Origin of the sequence: Polymorphospora sp. NPDC050346 (assembly GCF_040655695.1) — a bacterium.
GTDB lineage: Bacteria > Actinomycetota > Actinomycetes > Mycobacteriales > Micromonosporaceae > Polymorphospora > Polymorphospora lycopeni.
Window position 1 is genome coordinate 221366 of sequence record NZ_JBFAKM010000005.1, and the last position, 21621, is coordinate 242986.

Consider the following 21621-nt stretch of genomic DNA (forward strand, 5'->3'; position numbering starts at 1 on the left):
CGAGTTGTCCGGCCAACCAATTTCGGCCGAGGGGTTCGTCGTACCCGGTCTAGGCATTGTGGCCGGCGACCTTGTCGACCCCGCGTTCCGCGATCTCCAGAGCCGCCTCGAAGTAGCTCGTTGCGCCCCGCGATCCGGGATCGTAAGTCATGACCGACTGGCCGTAACTCGGAGCCTCCGACACCCGCACGTTTCGGGGAATGACGGTCTGCAGCACCTTGTCGCCGAAGTGGTTGCGGACATCCTGCTCGACCGCGTCCGCAAGGCGGGTACGGCGGTCATACATGGTCAGGATGATGGTCGACACGTCGAGGTTCGGGTTGAGGTGCTGGCGCACCAGGTTGATGTTGTTGATCAGTTGGTTGAGCCCTTCGAGCGCGTAGTACTCGCACTGGATGGGGATCAGCACCTCCTGCGCCGCGACGAGCGCGTTGACCGTCAGGAGCCCGAGCGAGGGCGGGCAGTCGATGAAGACGTAGTCGAACGGCTCCGGGTGGCCGGCGATAGCTCTCGCGAGCCGCGATTCGCGGGCGACGACCGACACCAGCTCGATCTCCGCACCGGCGAGGTCGATCGTGGCCGGCACGCACCACAGGTTGGGGATGCCCTCGACCTGCTGGGCAACCTCGGCCAGGGGCACGTTGTCGATCAGGCAGTCGTACACGTCGGAGATGCCCGCGTGGTGCGGCACGTTCAGACCCGTCGAGGCGTTGCCCTGCGGATCCAGATCCACCACGAGTACCCGGTTGCCGTGCAGCGCGAGCGCCACGGCCAGGTTTACGGTCGTCGTGGTCTTACCCACGCCACCCTTCTGATTCGCGACGCACATGATCCGTGGCCGGTCCGGGCGGGGCATGGTCACCTCGCCGCTCGGGTTCAGGATCTGCACGGCGCGCAATGCCTCCATAGCCAACGGTGGATCATCCTCTTCGCGTGACTGGGTTTCACGTGAAACGTACGCGTCGGCCACGGGTTCCTCGGTGAATGGTCGGGGCGCGGTCGTCGGCGTGTCGGCCTCAACCGGCGGATTCAACATTTGGGGGGCAGGCGCCGCGCCGGCGGACGAGTGGGGGCGGGGCGTCGGTGCCGGGTGACGAGCCGGCGCGTCCATAACGCCGGCTCGGGCATCCCCGATACGGTCGTCCGCCGGCAAGGCCGGTCCGTCGACCGGATGCGGAACGGCGAAAGGGTCGGCAAGTGCGCCGCCGCGGGGCTGGGGAACGGAGCGCTCCTCGGTCAACGCCTCGCGAATTCCGTCGGAGAACGCCTGAACTGTTGGATGGAGGCGACCGTCACTCGACCAACCGTCGTGGCCTGTTTCACGTGAAACAGTCGGGCCGGCGGAGCCATGACCGCTACGTCTGTGATCGTCGTACCTACCGTTGTCATGCACCGTGTCATCCCTGTCCGGTTCGGATGGGTCGGCACCGCCAGCGCTCTCGTCCGCGCTTTCGGGCGAAGTGTGCGGCCCGGCAAGAAGCGGCGGAGGCGTTGACACGTCGCCCTCCACCGCGCGGTCCGCACTATCGACGCGCGGCCAGCCTACGGCCGAATGGGTAGTCGTGGCCACGGGTGTCCGCCACGTGACGCCGTCCGGCACCCGGTAGTGGGAGGTCAAAAGCCCGGAAATCGCCCACAAACGCCTGGTTTCTTGCCCCAGGGTCAGACCGGTCACACCACACGCCGCAGGTGGCGTCTCAGCCTCGGCGGGCCCGCTTCCGGCCGGCGTTGGCACCCGAACCGGGCCGGGCAGCCGTACGCCGTGCCGACTTGATCTCGCGCTCTCGGACGATCTCCACCACGGTCGTCGGCGGGTCGACGAGACCGACTCCGCAGTGCCGTACGACCGGTGCGCCGCCGCCCAGCCGGTCGACCGCGTCCCGATGCTCAGCCACCTCGTCCGGTGCGGAGCTGCCCTTCAACGCGACCAACCGGCCACCGACGGCTGCCAGGGGCAGACACCAGCCCGCAAGCCGGTCGAGGGGTGCGACCGCTCGTGCGGTGACGACGTCGGCAGGGGAGAAGTCCGCGTCGGCGAGCTCCTCGGCCCGGCCCCGCTGCACCGTCACCGTTCCGTCGAGCCCGAGTCTGTCCACCGCTTCGTCGAGAAAGGCGGTACGTCGGGCGAGCGGCTCGACCAGGACGACGGAGAGGTCTGGTCGGGCCACCGCGAGCACGAGACCGGGCAGGCCGGCACCCGAGCCGACGTCGACCACGCGCGCGCCGGTCGGAATCATCTCCGCGACGGCGGCGCAGTTGAGCAGGTGCCGGTCCCAGATGCGGGGGGCCTCCCGCGGCCCGATCAGGCCACGTACGACCCCCTCGGTCGCCAGCAGTTCCGCGTAGGCGGCGGCGAGGGGAAGCCGATCACCGAAGAGCGTCTTCGCCGCCTCGACGAGATCGTCGGGAAGGGGTACCGGACTGCCCGTGGACGGGCGCGGGGGCCGCCCGGCCGACGGCACCGACTGATACGGCCCGGGCGGCGTGACGCCGCCCGGGCCGGACGCGGCTGGTGCCGCTGGGTCGTTCGTCATATCAGCTTTCAGTCCGCGGGACGGACGATGATCCGGCGGTTGGGCTCGACACCCTCCGACTCGCTCTGCACGCCGGCGAGTGCGTTGACCACGTCGTGGACGCACTTGCGCTCGAAGGCGGACATCGGCTCGAGGCGTACGTCTTCGCCGTACTCCTTGACCTTCTCCACGGCGTTGCGTGCGACCGCGGCCAACTCCTTGCGCCGGCTGGCCCGGTATCCGCCGACGTCGAGCAGCAGGCGACTCGGCGTGCCGGTCTGCCGGAACACCGCGAGACGGGTCAGTTCCTGAAGGGCTTCGACGGTGGCACCGCGCTGACCGACCAGCGGCTGGAGCCGGTCGCCGACCACCTCGACCATCGGCCGCCCGCCGGACACCAGCTCGTCGATGTCGCCGTCGTAGTCGAGGATGTCCAGGAGCCCTTCGACATAGTCCGCGGCGATCTCGCTCTGCCGGAAGAGCTCGGCGTCACTCGTGGCCTTGGACTCCTCGGCACCGGCGTCGCTGGTGCCTTCGGTCTGGGCCACGGCCGACTCGGCCTGCTCTTCTGAAACCTCGGTGCGGGGAGTGCTGGTGTCGGTCACGTGTCATCTCCGTACTCGGTCGGCCGGACCAGTCACGGCCGGCTGGTTTCCGTGACCGGCGAAGATCGCCGACGGTCACGGCACGTCTACGTGGGGGCGTGGTGCTCGGTGCCAGGGGAGCGCCTCGAAGTCGGGTCCCGGCCCGGGACCCTGGGCCGGCAGCGAGGGCTGCCGGCCCGACGTTCGGTCAGCTTCAACCCTGGCGTTTCGCGGGCCGCCCCTTCTTCGGGTTGACCGGCTTGGCACCCGGCTTGGGGGCCAGTGCCTTGGTGTCGACCGCCGGCTTCGCCTCCGGCTGCGTGCCGTTGGCCTTGCCACGGCCGAAAAGGCCGGCGGGCTTCGCGGGCTGGCCGGCCCCGGCCTTGCCGGTGCCCGGCTTGCTCAGGTTGGCCTTGCCGGTGCCCGGCTTGCCCGCACCCGGCTTACCCGTTCCGGCCTTGCCGGTGGCGGTCACCAGCGGCGGGAACTTACGCAGCACCCACTGCTGCTGGCCGAGCGTGAAGAGGTTGTTCGTCACCCAGTAGATGATCACACCGATGGGGAAGATCGCGCCGGAAATCAGCAGCGAAGCGGGGATGCCGTAGAGCATCAGGCGCTGGATCATCCGCTGCTGCGGGTCTTCGGCCCAGCCGGTCTTGAGGATCATCTGCCGGCTGGTCAGGTAGGTGGTGGCGATCATGATGCAGACCAGCACACCGGCCATGATCTTGACCGTGGTGCCGTCGGCACCCATCCGGGCCAGTTCCTCGGCGGTCGAACCGAACTTGCCGGAGATCGGCGCGGTGAACAGCGTCGCACTGGCCGCGCTGTCGAACTGGTCGGCGCTCCAGCCGTACAGCGTCTTGCCCTGGTTGTCCGGGCTGAGCCGGCGGAGCACGTGGAAGAGGCCGAGGAACACCGGGATCTGGAGGAACATCGGAAGGCAGCCCATGAGCGGGTTGGCCTTTTCCTTCCGGTAGAGCTCCATCATCTCCTGCTGGAGCGACTCCCGGTCACCCTTGTGCTTCTCCTGCAGCTCCTTGACCTTGGGCTGGAGCGCCTGCATCGCCCGCTGCGATTTGATCTGCTTGACGAAGACCGGGAAGAGGATCACCCGTACGGTGACCACCAGGAACACGATGGCAAGGATCCAGGACCAGTTCGTGCCCAGGACCATCGTCGCCGGCACCCCGATCGCGTCCCACGCGGAATGCCAAAGCAGCAGGATCCACGAGATCGCCCAGTAGATCCAGTCGAGACTCAATTCGGGGCTCCAGTCACATCAGCACGACGGCGGCTGCCCGGCTCCGGCACCGGGTCATACCCACCGGGGTGGAAGGGGTGGCAGCGCAACAGCCGCCGGACCGCCAGCAGAAATCCCCGTAGCGCACCGTGTCGCTCCACCGCCTGGAGGGCGTAGGCGCTGCACGACGGGTAGAACCGACAGCGGGCCGGCAGCGCCGGGCTTATCCAACGACGGTACGCGATGACGGGTCCTGCCAGCATTCGGGCGCCGAGTGTCATCCGTCGCGGGGCGTCGTGGTCGCCGCTCATCGGCGCGTCCGGGAGGCTCGTCGGGGCGTCCGCGCGGCGGTCAGCGCCGCGTCGAGGTCTGCCGCGAGCCGGCCGTACGGCACCTCGGCCGCGCTCGGCAGCGCCCGCACCACGAGAGTCGACCCGGCCGGCAGGGTGTCGATCCGCTCCCGGACCAGATGGCGGAGCCGGCGCCGGACAAGATTGCGTACGACCGCCCCACCGACCGCCTTGGACACGACGAAGCCGGCACGCGACGGGGGAGATCCGCTCTCCACCCCGGCGTCGCGTGCCGGCTTCGTGACTGCTAGTGGTCCGGGCCTGTCTGTCTCGCGGCCGAGATCGAGGTGAACGACCACCGAGCCGCGGTTGGCCCGCCGCCCGGCGCGCATCGCTGCGGCAAACTCTCTGCTGTGCCGCAGTCGATGCGAGGTCGCCAGCACGACTGCCTACTACATCTTCCGGACCGGGACTGCCAGCCCTCAGGCTGACAGGCGGGCGCGGCCCTTCGAACGGCGGGTGGCGAGGATCGCGCGGCCGGCCCGGGTGCGCATGCGCAGCCGGAAGCCGTGGGTCTTCGCGCGCCGGCGGTTGTTCGGCTGGTAGGTGCGCTTGCTCACGTCAGGCTCTCCGTCTTCGTGCGCGCGGACGGCGACCCGTCCGAGTTCGTGTCATGTCTGGCGTCGGTGCTACCGCTTGCCGGCCGCTGGACTGCCCCGCCCAATCCCTTGATCTCAAAGTTCGGATCGGGGTCCGGGTCTTCCTGCTTCCGTCCGGGTCTTCCTGTTTTGCCGAGCTGTTTCTTCCCCCGAGCCCACCTCGCACACGAGGCCGCTCGAACAAGCAACGTCGCTCAGCAAGCAACGTCGCTTAAGCAAGGAACGTTGCTTAAGCAAGGAACGTCGCTCAACAAGCAACCGCCACCCTATCAGGAGGGCGACGGCACAGCCGCTCCAGCCTACGCACGGCCACAACCACCGTCAAACGTCCACCCCGGCGCCACGCCGGGGTGCGGACGGGCGGACCAGCGGCTCCGCCCCGGGGCGGTTTTCACTGATGGCGCCAACGCCCGGGTGTGGACGGCGGTTGAAGGGTTGTGGACAACGCTGTTAGCGTGCCCGATTGCCGGTCGGCATGCTCGGGGGGCCAGGGATTGCCGCAGATGGGGGCAAAACTGGGCGAGGTGGTCGATCGTTCGGCACGGTGAAGCCGTATCAGCGGTGGATCCGGCACCATCCGGGCCTGACAGGCGCCACCCGGGAAGCCACAATCGGTCGGTACACAGGCTGTGGATAACTTGTGGACAACGGGTCCAACGGTCGAATCACCGCACGACATCGTGCCTGGTGGCCGACCAACACCGGGCGGCCAGGTCCACAGACCAGCGGCAGCCGGTACTCAGATGCGATGGGGGTGGCGCGACGGTGACCGACATGGTCGACCTTGCCGCGGTCTGGACTGCTGCTACCGACGAACTCGCCGACGAGATCGTCTCAGCCCAGCAGCGTGCGTATCTCCGCATGACCCGGCTGCGCGCCATCGTCGAGGACACCGCCCTGCTCGCCGTACCCGACGCCTTCACCCGGGATGTCATCGAGTCGCGTCTGCGGCCCGCCATCACCGAGGCCCTGTCCCGCCGGCTCGGCCGGTCGATCCAGGTTGCCGTCACCGTACGGGCCCCCGAAGACGGTCAACCGCGCACCAACGGGACGGTCTACGGCAGCGCCACGGTGCCGGACAGTGCCTCCTTCCCGGTGCAGCCCGTCCTCGCGCGCTTCCCGACCGAGCAGGTCGACCGGCCGCCACCCCACGTCGAGTTGCCGATGCCGCCGAACGGTTCGGCGCAGCACCCCGGTGCCGGGTCGGGCCACCATCCCGCCGCGTCCGGCCGGCCGGACGCCGACCAGCACGCCAAGCCGCCGACCGGCACCGGCCCCGACCGCGGCGGCACACAGGACGCGCTGTTCGCGGCGCCGTACCCGCAGCCGTACGTGGAGCCCGGGCCGCCGCCCGCGGCTCCACACCTGTCCGGGCCGCCCGCCCCGCACCACGAGCGGCGCGACGCCCGGCCCGACCCGCCGGAGCGCACCTACCGCGGCGAAGCGGCCGGGCTGCGTATCGACGAGCCGACCATCCGCAATCTGGGCATCGGGACCGACAGCGGTCCTGGCCGCGCCCAGAACCGCGACGCCGACCTGCGGCTGCCGGGCCGCGACGACCGCCGCCCGGGCGCCACGCCCGACAGCGGCGGCAACCGGCTCAACCCGAAGTACATGTTCGAGACGTTCGTCATCGGCTCGTCGAACCGGTTCGCGCACGCAGCCTCGGTCGCCGTCTCCGAATCGCCGGCCAAGGCGTACAACCCGCTGTTCATCTACGGCAGTTCGGGGCTGGGCAAGACACACCTGCTCCACGCCATCGGCCACTACGCGCAGACCCTCGGCAACGCCCGGTCGGTGCGGTACGTCTCCACCGAGGAATTCACCAACGACTTCATCAACTCGCTGCGCGACGACAAGACCAGCGCCTTCCAGCGGCGCTACCGCGACGTCGACATCCTCCTGATCGACGACATCCAGTTCCTGGAGAACCGCGAACGGACGCAGGAGGAGTTCTTCCACACCTTCAACACCCTGCACAACGCCAACAAGCAGATCGTGATCACGTCCGACCGGTCGCCGCGGCAGTTGGCGACGCTGGAGGACCGGATGCGTACCCGGTTCGAATGGGGGCTGCTGGCCGACATCCAGCCGCCCGACCTGGAGACCCGTATCGCGATCCTGCAGAAGAAGGCGGCCCAGGAGCGGCTGTACGCCCCACCGGACGTCCTGGAGTTCATCGCCTCCCGGGTGTCGAACTCGATCCGTGAACTCGAGGGCGCGCTGATCCGGGTGACGGCGTTCGCCAGCCTGACCCACACCGCGGTCGAACTGGCCCTGGCCGAAGAGGTGCTGCGCGACTTCATCCCCGACGGTCAGGGTCCGGAGATCACCGCCGACCAGATCATGGCGGCGACCGCCGACTACTTCGGGGTGAGCCTGGAGGACCTGCGTGGGCACTCCCGCTCCCGGGTGCTGGTCAACGCCCGTCAGGTCGCCATGTATCTGTGCCGGGAGCTGACCGAGCTGTCGCTGCCCCGGATCGGCCAGGCGTTCGGCGGCCGCGACCACACCACGGTCATGCACGCCGACCGCAAGATCCGGCAACAGATGGCCGAACGCCGGCTGCTCTACAACCAGATCGCCGAGCTGACCAACCGGATCAAGCAGAACTCCTGACAACAGGTAACCCCTGGTAGTGGATCAGTTACTGATCCAGGTGTGGATAACCGCCGTCGGCGGAGTCCGAGCCCCGAAGCGCCCCGTCCCAGCTGTGGACGGGGCGCTTCTTGTCCACCGGTTGTCCACACTGTCCACAGGTCGTTATCCACGACGGTGGACAACGCGACGACGACCAGCAGCCACTTACCCACAACCTGTGGATAACTCCTGTGGAAACGACTGTGGACGTACACGGAGGGTGAGCAACTTACCCACAGGCCAGGGCGGGCTGTGGGAAACCTGTTGAAGGATCTGGGGAAAACTAATCCCGATCTTCACTCGACGATCCACACCCTTGGGGAAAAACCTTGTGGAAACCCTGTGGATTGCCGGTGAGCAGTTGTGGACAACCGGGCAACAGCCGGGGCCTGTGGATGAAACGGCCAGTTTGAACCCTGGTTATCCCCAGGCAACCCACCGGTGGATAACGGGACTGAGCTGGGGAAACTCTAGTTCTCCACAGAATCCACAACACCGATGAAGACGATGAGAGATTTTTCTAATAGAGATCAAAACCCAATCATCACCGTTGTGGATTCTGTGGACCGGCCGACGGCCGGCCCATCGAGAGACATCCGAACGGACGAAGCACCGGGGGCGGGCGTACGCCGTGTGGGTCGTCGCCTTAAGGTTCGGTGGGGACCCACGTGCGCCGGCCGCACCCCGACAGCACGACCGCCGACACCACCACCGCCGGTGGCCGGACAGCCGCCGACAGCGGAGCCGCTGCGAGCAACCCGTCGTTGCCGATAGCGGGACCGTTGCCGGCAGCAGCCACTGGCGGCAGCAGCTACCTTTGTCCATCAGTCGACCCGGAGGCATGGCATGAAGTTCAGAGTCGAGCGTGACGCGCTCGCCGACGCCGTGGCGTGGACGGCCAAGAGCCTGCCCAGCCGGCCGTCCGTCCCGGTTCTCGCCGGAGTGATGCTGCGGGTGACCGACGGACTCCTTCACGTGTCCGGGTTCGACTACGAGGTGTCGAGCCAGGTGACCGTCGACGTGCAGGGGGACGCCGACGGTGCCGCCCTGGTCTCCGGTCGGCTGCTCGCCGAGATCACCAAGGCGCTGCCCGCCAAGCCGGTCGACATCGCCGCGGTCGGAGCACATCTGGAACTCGTCTGTGGCAGCGCGCGGTTCACACTGCCGACGATGCCCGTCGAGGACTACCCGGCGCTGCCGGACATGCCGGCCAGCACCGGCAGCGTCGACGCCGCCGCGTTCGCCGCCGCCGTCGCCCAGGTCGCCATTGCCGCTGGACGTGACGAGACGCTGCCGATGATGACCGGCATCCGGGTCGAGCTCAACGGTTCGACGCTGGCCATGCTCGCCACCGACCGCTACCGGCTCGCGCTGCGCGAGATGCAGTGGCGTCCCGACGACCCCGACATCAGCATCAACGCGCTCGTGCCGGCCCGTACCCTCGCCGACACCGCCAAGACGCTCGGCCCGCTCGGTGGTGAGGTGACCGTCGCCCTCGCCCAGGGATCGGCCGGCGAGGGCATGATCGGGTTTGCCGGCGGTACCCGGCGTACCACCAGCCGGCTTCTCGACGGGGCCAACTATCCGCCGGTGCGATCGCTCTTCCCCAGCTCGCACAACGCCGAGGCCAGGGTGCTCGTGGCCGCCCTCGTCGAGGTGGTCCGCCGGGTCGCCCTGGTCGCCGAGCGCACCACCCCGGTTCTGCTGAGCTTCAGCTCCGACGGCCTGGTCGTCGAGGCCGGCGGCACCGAGGAGGCGCGGGCGAGCGAGGCGATGGACGCGACCTTCACCGGCGAACCGCTGACCATCGGCTTCAACCCGCAATACCTGATCGACGGGTTGCAGAACCTCGGGTCGCCCCACGCGGTGCTCTCGTTCGTCGACGCGTTCAAGTCGGCCGTGATCTCGCCCGCCACCGAGGACGGCGAGATCATCGAGGGCTACCGCTACCTGATCATGCCGATCCGCGTCACCCGCTGATCGCGCTGAACCGGAAGGAAAGGCACAAAATGCAGCTTGGCCTCGTTGGTCTCGGCCGGATGGGCGGCAACATGCGCGAGCGTCTGCGCACGGCTGGTCACGAGGTTGTCGGCTACGACCCCAACCCCGACCTGGCCGACGTCGCCAGCCTCGCCGAAATGGTGGAGAAGCTGGCCACGCCCCGCGCAGTCTGGATCATGGTGCCGGCCAGCGTCACCGAGCAGACCGTCGACGAACTGGCCGCGCTGCTCTCCGAGGGCGACATCATCATCGATGGCGGCAACTCGCGCTACAGCGACGACCTGCCGCGGTCCGAGCGGCTGAACGCGGTCGGGGTCGGCTACATCGACGTCGGAGTCTCCGGTGGGGTCTGGGGCCGGGAGAACGGCTACGCCCTCATGGTCGGCGGCTCCGAGGAGCACGTCGAACGGCTCATGCCGATCTTCGAGTCGCTGAAGCCGGCGGGCGAGTTCGGCTTTGTCCACGCCGGTCCGGTCGGCGCCGGCCACTACGCCAAGATGGTGCACAACGGCATCGAGTACGGGCTCATGCACGCGTACGCCGAGGGCTACGAGCTGCTGTGCAAGTCGGAACTGGTGACCAACGTCCCCGGCGTGTTCAAGTCGTGGCGGGAGGGCACCGTCGTGCGTTCCTGGCTCCTCGACCTGCTCGACATCGCGCTCGAGGAGGACCCGGAGCTGGCCAGCCTGCGCGGCTACGCCGACGACACCGGCGAGGGCCGGTGGACGGTCGAGGAGGCGATCCGGCTGGCGGTGCCGATGAACGTCATCGCCGCCTCGCTGTTCGCCCGGTTCGCCTCCCGGCAGGACGACTCGCCCGCGATGAAGGCGATCGCCGCGCTGCGCCAGCAGTTCGGCGGTCACGCGATCCACAAGAACTGACCGACGCATGCATGTCCGCCGGCTCGAACTGGTCGACTTCCGCTCGTACGAGCGGGTCGTGGTCGACCTCGAGCCGGGGGTCAGCGTGCTCGTCGGCCCGAACGGGGTCGGCAAGACGAACCTCGTCGAGGCGTTGGGTTACGTGGCGACCCTGGGCAGCCACCGGGTCGCCACCGACGCCCCACTGGTCCGGATGGGGGCCGGCGCGGCGGTGATCCGCTGCGAGATCGTGCACGGCGGCCGTGAACTGCTCGTCGAGCTGGAGATCGTGCCGGGCAAGGCCAACCGGGCCCGGCTGGGCCGGTCACCCGTACGCCGGTCGAGGGACATTCTCGGCGCGCTCCGGCTGGTGCTGTTCGCACCAGAGGACCTCGAACTGGTCCGGGGCGATCCGGCCGAACGGCGGAGCTACCTCGACGACCTGCTGGTCGCCCGGCTGCCCCGCTTCGCGGGCGTACGGGCCGACTACGAACGGGTCGTCAAGCAGCGCAACGCCCTGCTGCGCAGCGCCTACCTGGCCCGCAAGACCGGCGGCACCCGAGGCGGTGACCTCTCGACACTCGACGTGTGGGATGCCCACCTGGCCCGGCACGGCGCCGAGTTGCTGGCCGGCCGGCTTGCCCTGGTCGCCGCGCTGGCCCCGCACGTGACCAAGGCGTACGACGCCGTCGCGGCCGGTCGGGGGGCGGCCGGTATCACCTACCGCTCCACGCTCGAGGCCGCCGAGACCGCCCCGGCCCGGGCCGAGCTGGAGGCGGGGCTCGCCGCAGCGCTGGCTGCCGCCCGGCAGTCGGAGGTCGACCGGGGCATGACGCTGGTCGGCCCGCACCGCGACGACCTCGCACTGACGCTCGGCCCGATGCCCGCCAAGGGCTACGCCAGCCACGGTGAATCCTGGTCGTACGCGCTCGCGCTGCGCCTGGCCGCGTACGACCTTCTCCGGGCCGACGGGATCGAGCCGGTACTCGTGCTCGACGACGTCTTCGCCGAGCTGGACAGCGGCCGGCGGGAGCGGCTCGCCGAACTGGTCGGCTCCGCTACCCAGATGCTGGTCACCTGCGCCGTCGCCGAAGACGTACCGGAGGCGTTGCGCGGTGCCCGGTTCACGGTGACCGAGGGCGCGGTGGCCCGTGCCGGCTGACTCCGGACGCAAGCCGCCGGCCCGACCCGCCGACCCGCCGGCGGGCGCGGGTGCGGGCGGCGAGGCGGCGCAACCCAGCGGCCCGGAACTGGCCCGCGCGGTGCTCGACGCCGCCAAGGCCCGACGGGAGGCCGCCCGCCCCCGTCGACGTACCGGCGGCGACCGGGACCGGGACGGCGGTGACGGGAGCGACGGCCAGCCGCGACGGCGGCTGCGGGGCTATTCCGGCCCCGGTCCCGATCCGCGCGACCCGCAGTTGTTCGGTGACGTGCTGGCCCGGCTGGTCAAGGCGCGGGGCTGGCAGCAGCCGGCCGCCGAGGCGACCGTCTTCGGGGCCTGGGAACGGGTCGTCGGGCCGGACGTGGCCAAGCACAGCCGGCCGGTCAAGCTCGAGGACGGCGAACTGACCGTGGAGGCGGAGTCGACCGCGTGGGCGACCCAGCTCCGGCTGCTCGCCGCCTCGCTGCTGCGCCGGATCGCCGCCGAGGTCGGCCACAACGTGGTGCGCAAGCTCCACATCCACGGCCCGGCGGCGCCGTCGTGGTCACGCGGGCCGCGCCGGGTGCGCGGTCGTGGTCCCCGCGACACGTACGGCTGACCGGGTCAGAAGTCGGCGTAGACGGCGAAGCCCTGGTCGGCGCAGCGGCGGTAGAAGCGGGTCAGGACCACCAGCTCCGTGTGCGGGAAGCCCCACTGCGGCACCTGGCCGGTGTCGTCGCGCAGGCCGTCGAGGCGGGCGTCGAGCCACCGCAGTTGCTGTTCGGGGAGGCGCCCGGCCGAGATGGCCGCCCGGAGCACCGCCCCGACGGTGTCGAAGGTGACCAGGTCGCCGTACGCCCGGTGCGCCTCGACGAACCGCTCCAGGCCGCCGGCGATCCAGGCGCAGCCGTCGGGGTCGATCACCGGGTCCTCGTCCTCGGCGGAGGCGTCTGTGGCGTACAGCACACCCTGCAGTCCGAGGAGCAGGTCGACCAGTTCGGTGTACGGGGTGGCGTGGACCGCTCCGGTCTTGGCGATGTGCCCGGCGAGCGTGGCGGTCGGTGCCGGGATCCGTGGCGCGTCGACCAGTTCACCGAACTCGGGGAACCCCGCCGGGCCGACCGGTTCGTAGAACGAGCCGGTCCGGGGCCACTGTACGGCGACGTTGTCCAGCCCCATCGGGCTCCACCTCTCCTGGTCACGGTCCTGTCGGGTCGGCCGCGGCGGTCCACCGACCGGCTCGCGGCCGTCATACGGGCGGTCCGGCCGGCGGCCGAAACCGCCCGTCCGGCACGGCGCCGCCAAATTACGACACCTGACCCGATTCCGCGACCCCCGCACGCCGCGTGTCGCGGTTGCCGGAGCCGGCGCGGGTCCGAAACCGAAGCCTTGATCGCACCGTGGCGTGTGGGGGGAGTCGCGGACAGAGAGGTTCGGCCGGCTATGAACGTCTGAGGCGCCTTCGCGGGTGCCGCGTACCCGTTTGGTCGCCCGGGCACAGTAGGATTCAGTTGGAGACGAGGAACATCGTGACACGACGGCCCGGGCTGTTGTTCTGCCCGGGTTGCCGACACGAGTCCCAGCCGATCGCGATCCGCGGGAGTCCGCGGCGACCGGTGTGTCCGGCCCTCTGGCGATCCGTCGTTCCCCGACCGTGATCGTGGTGTCGGCCGCGCGCCTGCCGTCGTAATGCCCGCCGAACCCCGTGTCCCCGGAGCCGCAGCCCGGGTGGTGCGAGAAAGTGGCCGAGGGTGTCAGCGCAGAAGAAGCAGGAGTACGGCGCCGATTCAATCACCGTGCTGGAGGGCTTGGAGGCGGTCCGCAAGCGGCCCGGTATGTATATCGGGTCGACCGGTGAGCGTGGTCTGCACCACCTTGTCTGGGAGGTCGTGGACAACGCGGTCGACGAGGCGCTCGCCGGTCACTGTGACACGATCGACGTGGTGCTGCTCGCCGACGGCGGTGTGCGCGTGGTCGACAACGGCCGTGGCTTCCCGGTCGACCTCCACCCGAAGCTGAAGAAGCCGGGTGTCGAGGTCGCGCTGACCGTGCTGCACGCGGGCGGAAAGTTCGACGGCAAGGCGTACGCGGTTTCCGGCGGTCTGCACGGCGTCGGTGTCTCGGTGGTCAACGCGCTGTCCGTACGGATGTTCGTCGAGATCCACAAGTCCGGCCACGTGTGGCGGCAGCACTACACCAACTCGGTGCCCTCGCCGCTGGAGAAGGGCGAGACCACCGACCAGACCGGTTCCTCGGTGTCGTTCTGGCCCGACCCGGACGTCTTCGAGACGGTCGACTTCAACTTCGAGACGATCTACCGGCGGCTCCAGGAGATGGCCTTCCTGAACCGTGGGCTGACCATCCGGCTGCGCGACGAGCGGGTGCAGGAGGAGGACGGCAACGCCCGCGAGGTGACCTTCCTCTACAGGGGCGGCATCGCCGACTTCGTCCGGCACCTCAACAACACCAAGAGCCCCATCCACAAGAGCGTGATCGAGTTCGGGGCGGAAGAGGAAGGCATGGCGGTGGAGATCGCCATGCAGTGGAACGAGTCGTACGGCGAGTCGGTCTACACCTTCGCCAACACCATCAACACCCATGAGGGCGGCACCCACGAGGAGGGCTTCCGGGCCGCGCTGACCACCGTGGTCAACCGGTACGGCGCGGACAAGAAGCTGCTCAAGGGCGACGAGAAGCTCACCGGCGAGGACATCCGCGAGGGGCTCGCCGCGATCATCTCGGTGAAGCTGGCCAACCCCCAGTTCGAGGGCCAGACGAAGACCAAGCTCGGCAACACCCCGGTCAAGAGCTTCGTGCAGCGGGTCTGCAACGAGTGGCTGGTCGACTGGTTCGACCGCAACCCGGCCGAGGTCAAGCAGATCATCACCAAGGCGACCCAGGCTTCCCGGGCCCGGATCGCCGCCCAGCAGGCGCGCAAGCTGGCCCGGCGCAAGTCGCTGCTGGAGTCGGGTTCGATGCCGGGCAAGCTCGCCGACTGCCAGTCGACCGATCCGCGTGAGTCCGAGGTGTTCATCGTCGAGGGCGACTCGGCCGGTGGTTCGGCCAAGCAGGGCCGCGACCCGCGCACGCAGGCGATCCTGCCGATCCGCGGCAAGATCCTCAACGTGGAGAAGGCCCGGATCGACCGGGTGCTGAAGAACAACGAGGTGCAGGCGCTGATCACCGCGCTCGGCACCGGCATCCACGACGACTTCGACATCGAGAAGCTGCGCTACCACAAGATCGTGCTGATGGCGGATGCCGACGTCGACGGCCAGCACATCCAGACGCTGCTGCTCACCCTGCTCTTCCGCTTCATGCGTCCACTGGTCGAGCTGGGGCACGTCTACCTGGCCGCCCCGCCGCTCTACAAGATCAAGTGGAACAAGAAGGGCGACGACGCGCAGTACGCCTACTCCGACCGGGAGCGTGACGGGCTGATCGCGCTGCGCCAGCAGAAGAAGCCGAACGCCAGGCCCGACGACATCCAGCGGTTCAAGGGTCTGGGTGAGATGAACTACCCGGAGCTGTGGGAGACCACGATGAACCCGGCGACGCGTACGCTGCGTCAGGTCACTCTCGACGACGCGGCGACCGCCGACGAGTTGTTCAGCGTTCTGATGGGTGAGGACGTCGAAGCTCGCCGTTCCTTCATCCAGCGCAACGCAAAGGACGTGCGGTTCCTGGACATCTAGGTGACTCAGCGGTGGCCAGAACATTGACCACCGCGTTGAGTCACCGAGTTATCCACAGCTTCGACGGTTTCCACAGCCGTTATCCACAGCGATATGCGGCTTTAAGTCTGATAAGGGTTGACTGTGACGGATAATCCCGAGTCCTTCGAGAGCGAGCCGGAGGGCGCTCCGGCCGCCGCCGGTGGTGCGATCGTCCACGACCGCATCGAACCGGTCGGCCTCGAGATCGAGATGCAGCGCTCGTACCTCGACTACGCGATGAGCGTCATCGTGGGCCGGGCCCTGCCGGACGTGCGCGACGGCCTCAAGCCCGTCCACCGCAAGATCCTCTACGCCATGTTCGACTCCGGCTTCCGGCCGGACCGCGGATACGTGAAGTGCGCGCGCGTCGTCGGTGACGTCATGGGTAACTACCACCCGCACGGTGACGCGTCGATCTACGACGCCCTGGTGCGGATGGCCCAGCCCTGGTCGTTGCGCTACCCGCTGATCGACGGCAACGGCAACTTCGGCTCGCCCGGCAACGACCCGGCCGCGGCCATGCGTTACACCGAGTCGAAGCTGTCCCCGCTCGCGATGGAGCTGCTCCGCGACATCGACGAGGACACCGTCGACTTCCAGGACAACTACGACGGCCGGGCCAAAGAGCCGACCATCCTGCCGGCCCGGATCCCCAACCTGCTGATCAACGGCTCCGAGGGCATCGCGGTCGGCATGGCGACCAAGATCCCGCCGCACAACCTCCGGGAGATCGCCGCCGCCGTCCAGTGGTGCCTGGAGCACCCGGAGGCCGACGAGCCGACCACCCTCGACGCGCTCATCGAGATCGTCAAGGGCCCCGACTTCCCGACGTACGGCCTGATCGTCGGCACCCAGGCGATCCAGGACGCCTACCGCACCGGGCGCGGTTCGATCAGGATGCGCGCCGTCGTGGAGGTCGAGGAGGACAAGCGGGGCCGGACCAGCCTCGTCGTCACCGAGCTGCCCTACCAGGTCAACCCGGACAACCTCGCCGAACGGATCGCCGAGCTGATCAAGGAGGGCAAGCTCGCCGGCATCGCCGACATCCGCGAGGAGTCCTCCGGCCGTACCGGCATGCGCCTGGTGCTGGTGCTCAAGCGCGACGCGGTCGCCAAGGTGGTGCTCAACAACCTCTACAAGCACACCCAGCTCCAGGAGACGTTCGGCGCCAACATGCTGGCGCTGGTCGACGGCGTGCCGCGCACCCTCAACCTGGCCCAGTTCATCCGCCACTACGTCGACCACCAGATCGACGTGATCCGGCGCCGGACCGCCTACCGGCTGCGCAAGGCCGAGGAGCGGGCCCACATCCTGCGCGGCCTGGTCAAGGCGCTCGACGCGCTCGACGAGGTGATCGCCCTGATCCGGCGGTCGCCGACGGTGGAGGACGCCCGGCAGGGCCTCATCCAGCTTCTCGACATCGACGAGATCCAGGCCACGGCGATCCTCGACATGCAGCTTCGCCGGCTGGCCGCGCTGGAACGCCAGAAGATCCTCGACGACCTGGCCAAGCTCGAACTCGAGATCCTCGACCTCAAGGACATCCTGGCCAAGCCCGAACGGCAGCGGAAGATCGTCTCGGAGGAACTCGGCGAGATCGTCGCCAAGTGGGGCGACGAGCGGCGTACCAAGATCCTGCCGTTCGACGGCGAGGTCTCGATGGAAGACCTGATCGCCCGCGAGGACGTCGTCGTCACCATCACCCGGACCGGCTACGCCAAGCGCACCAAGGTCGACCTCTACCGCTCGCAGCGGCGCGGCGGCAAGGGTGTGAGCGGCGCCACGCTGCGGCAGGACGACATCGTCAGCCACTTCTTCGTCTGCTCGACCCACGACTGGATCCTCTTCTTCACCAACAAGGGGCGGGTCTACCGCGCCAAGGCGTACGAACTGCCCGAGGCCAGCCGTACCGCCAAGGGCCAGCACGTGGCCAACCTGCTCGCGTTCCAGCCCGACGAGCAGATCGCGCAGATCATCGAGATCCCGAACTACCAGGTCGCGCCCTACCTGGTGCTCGCCACCAAGAACGGCCTGGTCAAGAAGACCCGACTGGAGGAGTTCGACTCCAACCGCAGCGGCGGCATCATCGGCATCAACCTGCGTGACGAGGACGAACTCGTCGGCGCCGCCCTGGTCGCCGCCGAGGACGACCTGCTGTTGGTGTCGAAGCAGGCCCAGGCGATCCGGTTCAACGCCACCGACGAGGCGCTGCGGCCGATGGGCCGGGCGACCTCCGGGGTGATCGGTATGCGGTTCACCGATGACGACGTACTCCTCGCGATGGAGGTCGTTCGCGAGGGAATGGATGTTTTGGTGGCCACGAACGGCGGGTACGCCAAGCGGACGCCGATCGAGGAATATCCCGTCCAGGGACGGGGTGGCAAGGGTGTGCTGACCGCGAAGATCACCGAACGCCGGGGCGGGCTGGTCGGAGCGGTTGTGATCAGTCCGGATGACGAGTTGTTCGCGATCACGAGCAACGGCGGGGTCATCCGGACTCCGGTGAAGCCTGTACGGCGAACGCGGGATCGGAACACAATGGGGGTCAAGCTGATGGACCTGCCAGAAGGCGTAACCATCGTGGCCATCGCTCGCAACGCCGACGAGCCTGACGAACAGGACTAGTTGATGACGGAGACACAGGCGAAGTCGGGGACTGCGGGGGCCCCGACGACCCCGGTCGATGAGGAAGCCGCGAAGAGCGGCGCACCAGCGACCGGTCGCGCGGCCGTTGGTCGGGCGACAGTCCCCGGCGATACACCGTCACCCAAGTTCACGCGGGCTCCCGGGATGGCGCCGCCGCCCGACCAGCCCGCGGACCAGGGCAACGGCACGGCGCCGCCCAACGACGGCGCCGGCCAGGGCCACGTCGTGATGACAAAGGCTCCCGGAGACGCGGGTGGCGACGGGGCCCGGGGCAACCAGGCCGGAACCGCCACCCGTCCGGGCGCCGCCGGGCAGGGTCGCCTGGCTGCCGGCGGCACCACGATCCGCACCTCCGGCGTCGGCGCCGCGCCCGGTTCGACAGGCCAGCCCACGGCCGGGGGCAACGGTGCCGGTGGCCCGGGAGCGGTCGGCGCGGCCCGGGTGACCGAAGCCGTACGCGCCGCCCGCAACACGGTCAGCTCCGCCGCGTCGCGCGGCCCCCGGCGGGCCCGGCTGAACGTCAAGCGGATCGACCCGTGGTCGGTGATGAAGTTCTCGTTCGCCGTCTCGCTGGTGCTGTTCATCGTGGTGATCGTGGCGACGTCGGTGCTCTACCTGGCGCTCGACGCGATGGGCGTCTTCGAGACGGTCAACACCAGCCTCGGTGAGCTGATCAGCGCCGGCGGTGGCCAGGACGGCGGCGGCGGCTTCCAGATCACCGCCAAGGGCGTCATCGGCACCTCCGCCCTGATCGGCCTGGTCAACGTGGTGCTCTTCACCGCTCTGGCCACCCTGGGCGCCTTCGTCTACAACGTCTGCGCCGACCTGGTCGGTGGCGTCGAACTCACCCTCGCCGAGCGCGACTGAGGCTCGGGAAAAGACCCGGACGCCGGGGCGCCGCGAAACGCGGTTGCCCCGGCGTTGCGCATCCGCCTACGGTTACGGCAGGTCGGCGGCCATCCGGAACGGACGGCAGGCGGCCCGGTTCGACCCCCGGCGTGACACCCACCCCCCGATTGGAAAGAAGCGCCGGTGGTGCGGTAACCTTGCTCGTCGCACGGGGGGCTATAGCTCAGTCGGTTAGAGCGCAGAGCTGATAACTCTGAGGTCGATGGTTCGATTCCATCTAGCCCCACTCCACAATCCGGTCCGACAGCAGTCAAGGGGTCTCCCCATGTTGAAGAAGATCCTGATCGTAGTCGGCGTCATCGGCGTCGCGGCCTTCGTCGCGAAGAAGGTCAAGGACGCCAACGACGAGCGCGCCCTGTGGCACGAGGCCACCACCGCGCCTGATCTTCGCTGAGGTTCGACCCGATCCGGCGGCTCCCGCCGCCGCTGCGGGGCCGTAGCTCAACTGGCAGAGCACTGCCTTTGCAAGGCAGGGGTTAGGGGTTCGAGTCCCCTCGGCTCCACCACAGCCCGCCCAGCTCAGGGCACCCCATCCACTCGATGTTCTTCGTAGTCGGTGTCGGCGATCTCGTTCAACGCGCAGGGCTATTGCAAGAGTTGGTTGCAGCCATGCGTTGATGACCATGAGATGGATGGTGGCCGCACGGATCGATTGTGATGATGTGAGCGTGGAGACGCTTGCACTGTTGGTGGCGATCCTTGTCTGCGGACCCATGGCCGGGGCGGGGCTCACGATCATCATGATCAGCCGGAAAGTTGAAGTACTCGGTCTGAGACCGGTTAACGGTGCGCTGTTCCTGTTGTCCGGGTTGACCGGCCTACTGCCGCAGGTCGGGAGACTGATCGGCGACGGTGCCACGCTGTTCTTCCTGCCGGCCTCGATCGGATGTGCTCTCTTCGGGCTGTGGTTGGGGCTGCGGCGCGGCGGTTTCAGTGTGGTGCGGCTGTCGGCGCCCGACGGCGCACGGCTGGAACGGCTTCCAACCGCGGCGACTCGCACCGATGCGCAGGGCATGAAGGCGCCTGGCCACCTCAGCCACGATGACCGGGTCTGACCTGGGGCGTCTCAGTAGGCGTCGAACGCGACGTCCACGGACGACGCGTCTCGCAACGGTGCGACCTGCTCGGCCTCGTCCTGGAGCGACTTCTTGGTCCGGGCCGGTAACGAACCGAACGTCTTGATGGTGATGGTCAGCTTCCGGCCGCTTTTCCGTGGCCGCCAAATACCGGTGATCCTGCCATCGGCGAGTATCGTGCCTGGTTCGCCGACCGTCTTCCACACCTCACCGCGGTACTTCTTGTCGACGATCGTTTCGCGGTCGCGCAGCTGGGTGTACGGGTCGCGCGGCGGGAGCAGACGTGCGCCCTTCGGCGTCGGTGCCGACCGCAACGTGTCGACGTCCTCGGTGAGAACCCACGACTTGCCGCCGAACTCGACCTGCGTCAGCTCGTCCTCGACCAGGCTCCACCAGGGCTCGGTGTCACCGGCCTGGATCCCCACCCACGCGGCGAAGTCTCCGCGGGTCGACGGTCCGTAGCAGCGCAGGTAGCGGCGAAGCAGTTCGGCGCGGGCGGCCTCCGGGTCGATGTCCGGGATCGGATGGCCGAGCCACTCGTCGACCAGGACGAACGGTGCCTTGTTTCCGGCCCGTGGCGCGAAGCAGACGACCCCCTGCAACGTCAGAATGCGGATGCAGAAATGCACGACACCCTCACCGAGTGGCTGGCCCGGGGCGTAGGGACCCTCTTCTTCCCACCTGCGGCGTTGTTCGTCCGGCAGCTTGCCGGCGATCCGCCCGGCGACTTCCGCACCGAGCTCGTTGATGGGGAGTTGGCGCCCGGACAGCACGTCGCCGATCTCGGCGCCGGACAGCCCGACCGCCTCGGTCAGGCTCATGTCGAGCTTGGTCAGCGTCTGTTCCACGCCGGGAACGAAATGCCGCATCGCCTTCTCGGTCGGCGGTAGCACGCCGGTGGTGAAGACCGGTGCGTCCACGGTCGGGAAGTAGAACGGTGAGCCGCGCATGCTCCAGGTCTGCAGCAGGCTCTTCTCGTCGGCGACCGCTTCCGACACCTGTGCCCCGGTGAGGTCGCGCACCCTGGCGTGCAGCGCCAGCAGCGCCGACCCGGGTGGGCTGTTCTGGATACCGCACCGGCCGGCCGCGTCGAGCAGCCTGGGGCCGTCCAGCCGTTCGGTGAGGTGGTGGGCGTTGAGGCGAAAGGCGATGACGTCGCCTTTCGAAACCCGCTCGGCCATCGGCCTACGCTATCGCGACCGGTATGCCGCCGTCCCTTCCTGCACGCCATGGGACGTATCCGCAGGACCGTCGGTGTCGCCCGCCACCCGGAATGATCGAATCGTCGCGCGTCGTGGTGCCCGAAAGGCTGTTGCCGATGATCGCAACTGATAGTTAGATGC

Annotated in this window: 19 protein-coding genes and 2 tRNA genes; 12 read left to right on the forward strand and 9 right to left on the reverse strand. The window is 68.7% G+C overall.

Going from position 1 to position 21621, the window contains the following annotated elements; genetic code table 11:
• Positions 1-49 precede the first annotated feature (49 nt).
• The 7 genes from AB0I42_RS07755 to rpmH all read right to left on the reverse strand — a co-directional run bounded on the left by AB0I42_RS07755 (position 50) and on the right by rpmH (position 5250).
• A complete protein-coding gene (locus AB0I42_RS07755) occupies positions 50-1393 on the reverse strand; it encodes an AAA family ATPase (RefSeq protein WP_357535264.1) in 1344 nt (447 codons plus the stop codon).
• A 304-nt stretch (positions 1394-1697) separates the two neighbouring features.
• Positions 1698-2534: a 16S rRNA (guanine(527)-N(7))-methyltransferase RsmG gene (rsmG, locus tag AB0I42_RS07760; protein WP_357535153.1), complete on the reverse strand. Its 837-nt coding sequence runs from the start codon at positions 2532-2534 to the stop codon at positions 1698-1700.
• Between the two features lie 8 nt (positions 2535-2542).
• Positions 2543-3118 carry a R3H domain-containing nucleic acid-binding protein gene (locus AB0I42_RS07765; RefSeq protein ID WP_357535155.1) on the reverse strand — a complete coding sequence of 192 codons (576 nt, stop codon included), beginning with the start codon at positions 3116-3118 and terminating at the stop codon, positions 2543-2545.
• A 193-nt stretch (positions 3119-3311) separates the two neighbouring features.
• On the reverse strand, positions 3312-4361 hold the full coding sequence (gene yidC, locus AB0I42_RS07770) for a membrane protein insertase YidC (protein WP_357535157.1): 1050 nt from the start codon (positions 4359-4361) through the stop codon (positions 3312-3314).
• On the reverse strand, positions 4358-4651 hold the full coding sequence (gene yidD / locus AB0I42_RS07775; RefSeq protein ID WP_357535158.1) for a membrane protein insertion efficiency factor YidD: 294 nt from the start codon (positions 4649-4651) through the stop codon (positions 4358-4360). Before yidD ends, yidC begins: the two co-directional genes overlap by 4 nt.
• Positions 4648-5073, reverse strand: a complete 426-nt coding sequence (gene rnpA, locus AB0I42_RS07780) for a ribonuclease P protein component (RefSeq protein ID WP_357535160.1) — start codon at positions 5071-5073, stop codon at positions 4648-4650. Before rnpA ends, yidD begins: the two co-directional genes overlap by 4 nt.
• 39 nt (positions 5074-5112) lie before the next feature.
• Positions 5113-5250 (reverse strand): 50S ribosomal protein L34, encoded by a 138-nt coding sequence (rpmH, locus tag AB0I42_RS07785; protein ID WP_334529209.1) that lies wholly within the window; start codon positions 5248-5250, stop codon positions 5113-5115.
• Between the two features lie 813 nt (positions 5251-6063).
• On the opposite strand from rpmH, the gene dnaA reads away from it, so the two are divergent.
• The 5 genes from dnaA to AB0I42_RS07810 all read left to right on the forward strand — a co-directional run bounded on the left by dnaA (position 6064) and on the right by AB0I42_RS07810 (position 12550).
• Positions 6064-7908: a chromosomal replication initiator protein DnaA gene (gene dnaA / locus AB0I42_RS07790; RefSeq protein WP_357535265.1), complete on the forward strand. Its 1845-nt coding sequence runs from the start codon at positions 6064-6066 to the stop codon at positions 7906-7908.
• An 867-nt stretch (positions 7909-8775) separates the two neighbouring features.
• Entirely contained in the window at positions 8776-9909 is a 1134-nt protein-coding gene (gene dnaN / locus AB0I42_RS07795; RefSeq protein ID WP_357535162.1) for a DNA polymerase III subunit beta, read from the forward strand.
• A 29-nt stretch (positions 9910-9938) separates the two neighbouring features.
• A complete protein-coding gene (gene gnd / locus AB0I42_RS07800) occupies positions 9939-10811 on the forward strand; it encodes a phosphogluconate dehydrogenase (NAD(+)-dependent, decarboxylating) (RefSeq protein ID WP_357535164.1) in 873 nt (290 codons plus the stop codon).
• 7 nt (positions 10812-10818) lie between these two features.
• On the forward strand, positions 10819-11952 hold the full coding sequence (recF, locus tag AB0I42_RS07805; protein ID WP_357535166.1) for a DNA replication/repair protein RecF: 1134 nt from the start codon (positions 10819-10821) through the stop codon (positions 11950-11952).
• Entirely contained in the window at positions 11942-12550 is a 609-nt protein-coding gene (locus AB0I42_RS07810) for a DciA family protein (protein WP_357535167.1), read from the forward strand. The genes recF and AB0I42_RS07810 overlap by 11 nt, the downstream gene beginning before the upstream one ends.
• A 5-nt stretch (positions 12551-12555) precedes the next feature.
• Here the strand turns inward: AB0I42_RS07810 and AB0I42_RS07815 are convergent, their stop codons facing one another.
• Positions 12556-13110, reverse strand: a complete 555-nt coding sequence (locus AB0I42_RS07815; protein ID WP_357535169.1) for a hypothetical protein — start codon at positions 13108-13110, stop codon at positions 12556-12558.
• 572 nt (positions 13111-13682) lie between these two features.
• Here AB0I42_RS07815 and gyrB point away from each other — a divergent pair.
• The 7 genes from gyrB to AB0I42_RS07850 all read left to right on the forward strand — a co-directional run bounded on the left by gyrB (position 13683) and on the right by AB0I42_RS07850 (position 20257).
• On the forward strand, positions 13683-15626 hold the full coding sequence (gyrB, locus tag AB0I42_RS07820) for a DNA topoisomerase (ATP-hydrolyzing) subunit B (RefSeq protein WP_357535171.1): 1944 nt from the start codon (positions 13683-13685) through the stop codon (positions 15624-15626).
• A gap of 123 nt (positions 15627-15749) precedes the next feature.
• Positions 15750-18272 (forward strand): DNA gyrase subunit A, encoded by a 2523-nt coding sequence (gene gyrA, locus AB0I42_RS07825; protein WP_357535173.1) that lies wholly within the window; start codon positions 15750-15752, stop codon positions 18270-18272.
• A 3-nt stretch (positions 18273-18275) separates the two neighbouring features.
• Positions 18276-19160, forward strand: coding sequence for a DUF3566 domain-containing protein (locus tag AB0I42_RS07830; RefSeq protein WP_357535175.1), 885 nt, complete (start codon positions 18276-18278; stop codon positions 19158-19160).
• Positions 19161-19354: 194 nt separating this feature from the next.
• Positions 19355-19428 (forward strand) — tRNA-Ile (locus AB0I42_RS07835).
• A gap of 39 nt (positions 19429-19467) precedes the next feature.
• The gene (locus AB0I42_RS07840; RefSeq protein WP_212824929.1) at positions 19468-19596 is read left to right on the forward strand and encodes a DLW-39 family protein; all 129 of its coding nucleotides are present in this window, start codon (positions 19468-19470) and stop codon (positions 19594-19596) included.
• A gap of 36 nt (positions 19597-19632) precedes the next feature.
• A tRNA-Ala gene (locus AB0I42_RS07845) sits at positions 19633-19708 on the forward strand.
• Positions 19709-19834: 126 nt separating this feature from the next.
• Positions 19835-20257 (forward strand): hypothetical protein, encoded by a 423-nt coding sequence (locus AB0I42_RS07850; RefSeq protein ID WP_357535177.1) that lies wholly within the window; start codon positions 19835-19837, stop codon positions 20255-20257.
• Between the two features lie 11 nt (positions 20258-20268).
• On the opposite strand, the gene AB0I42_RS07855 is transcribed toward AB0I42_RS07850, so the two are convergent.
• Entirely contained in the window at positions 20269-21459 is a 1191-nt protein-coding gene (locus AB0I42_RS07855; protein WP_357535178.1) for a winged helix DNA-binding domain-containing protein, read from the reverse strand.
• Positions 21460-21621 lie beyond the last annotated feature (162 nt).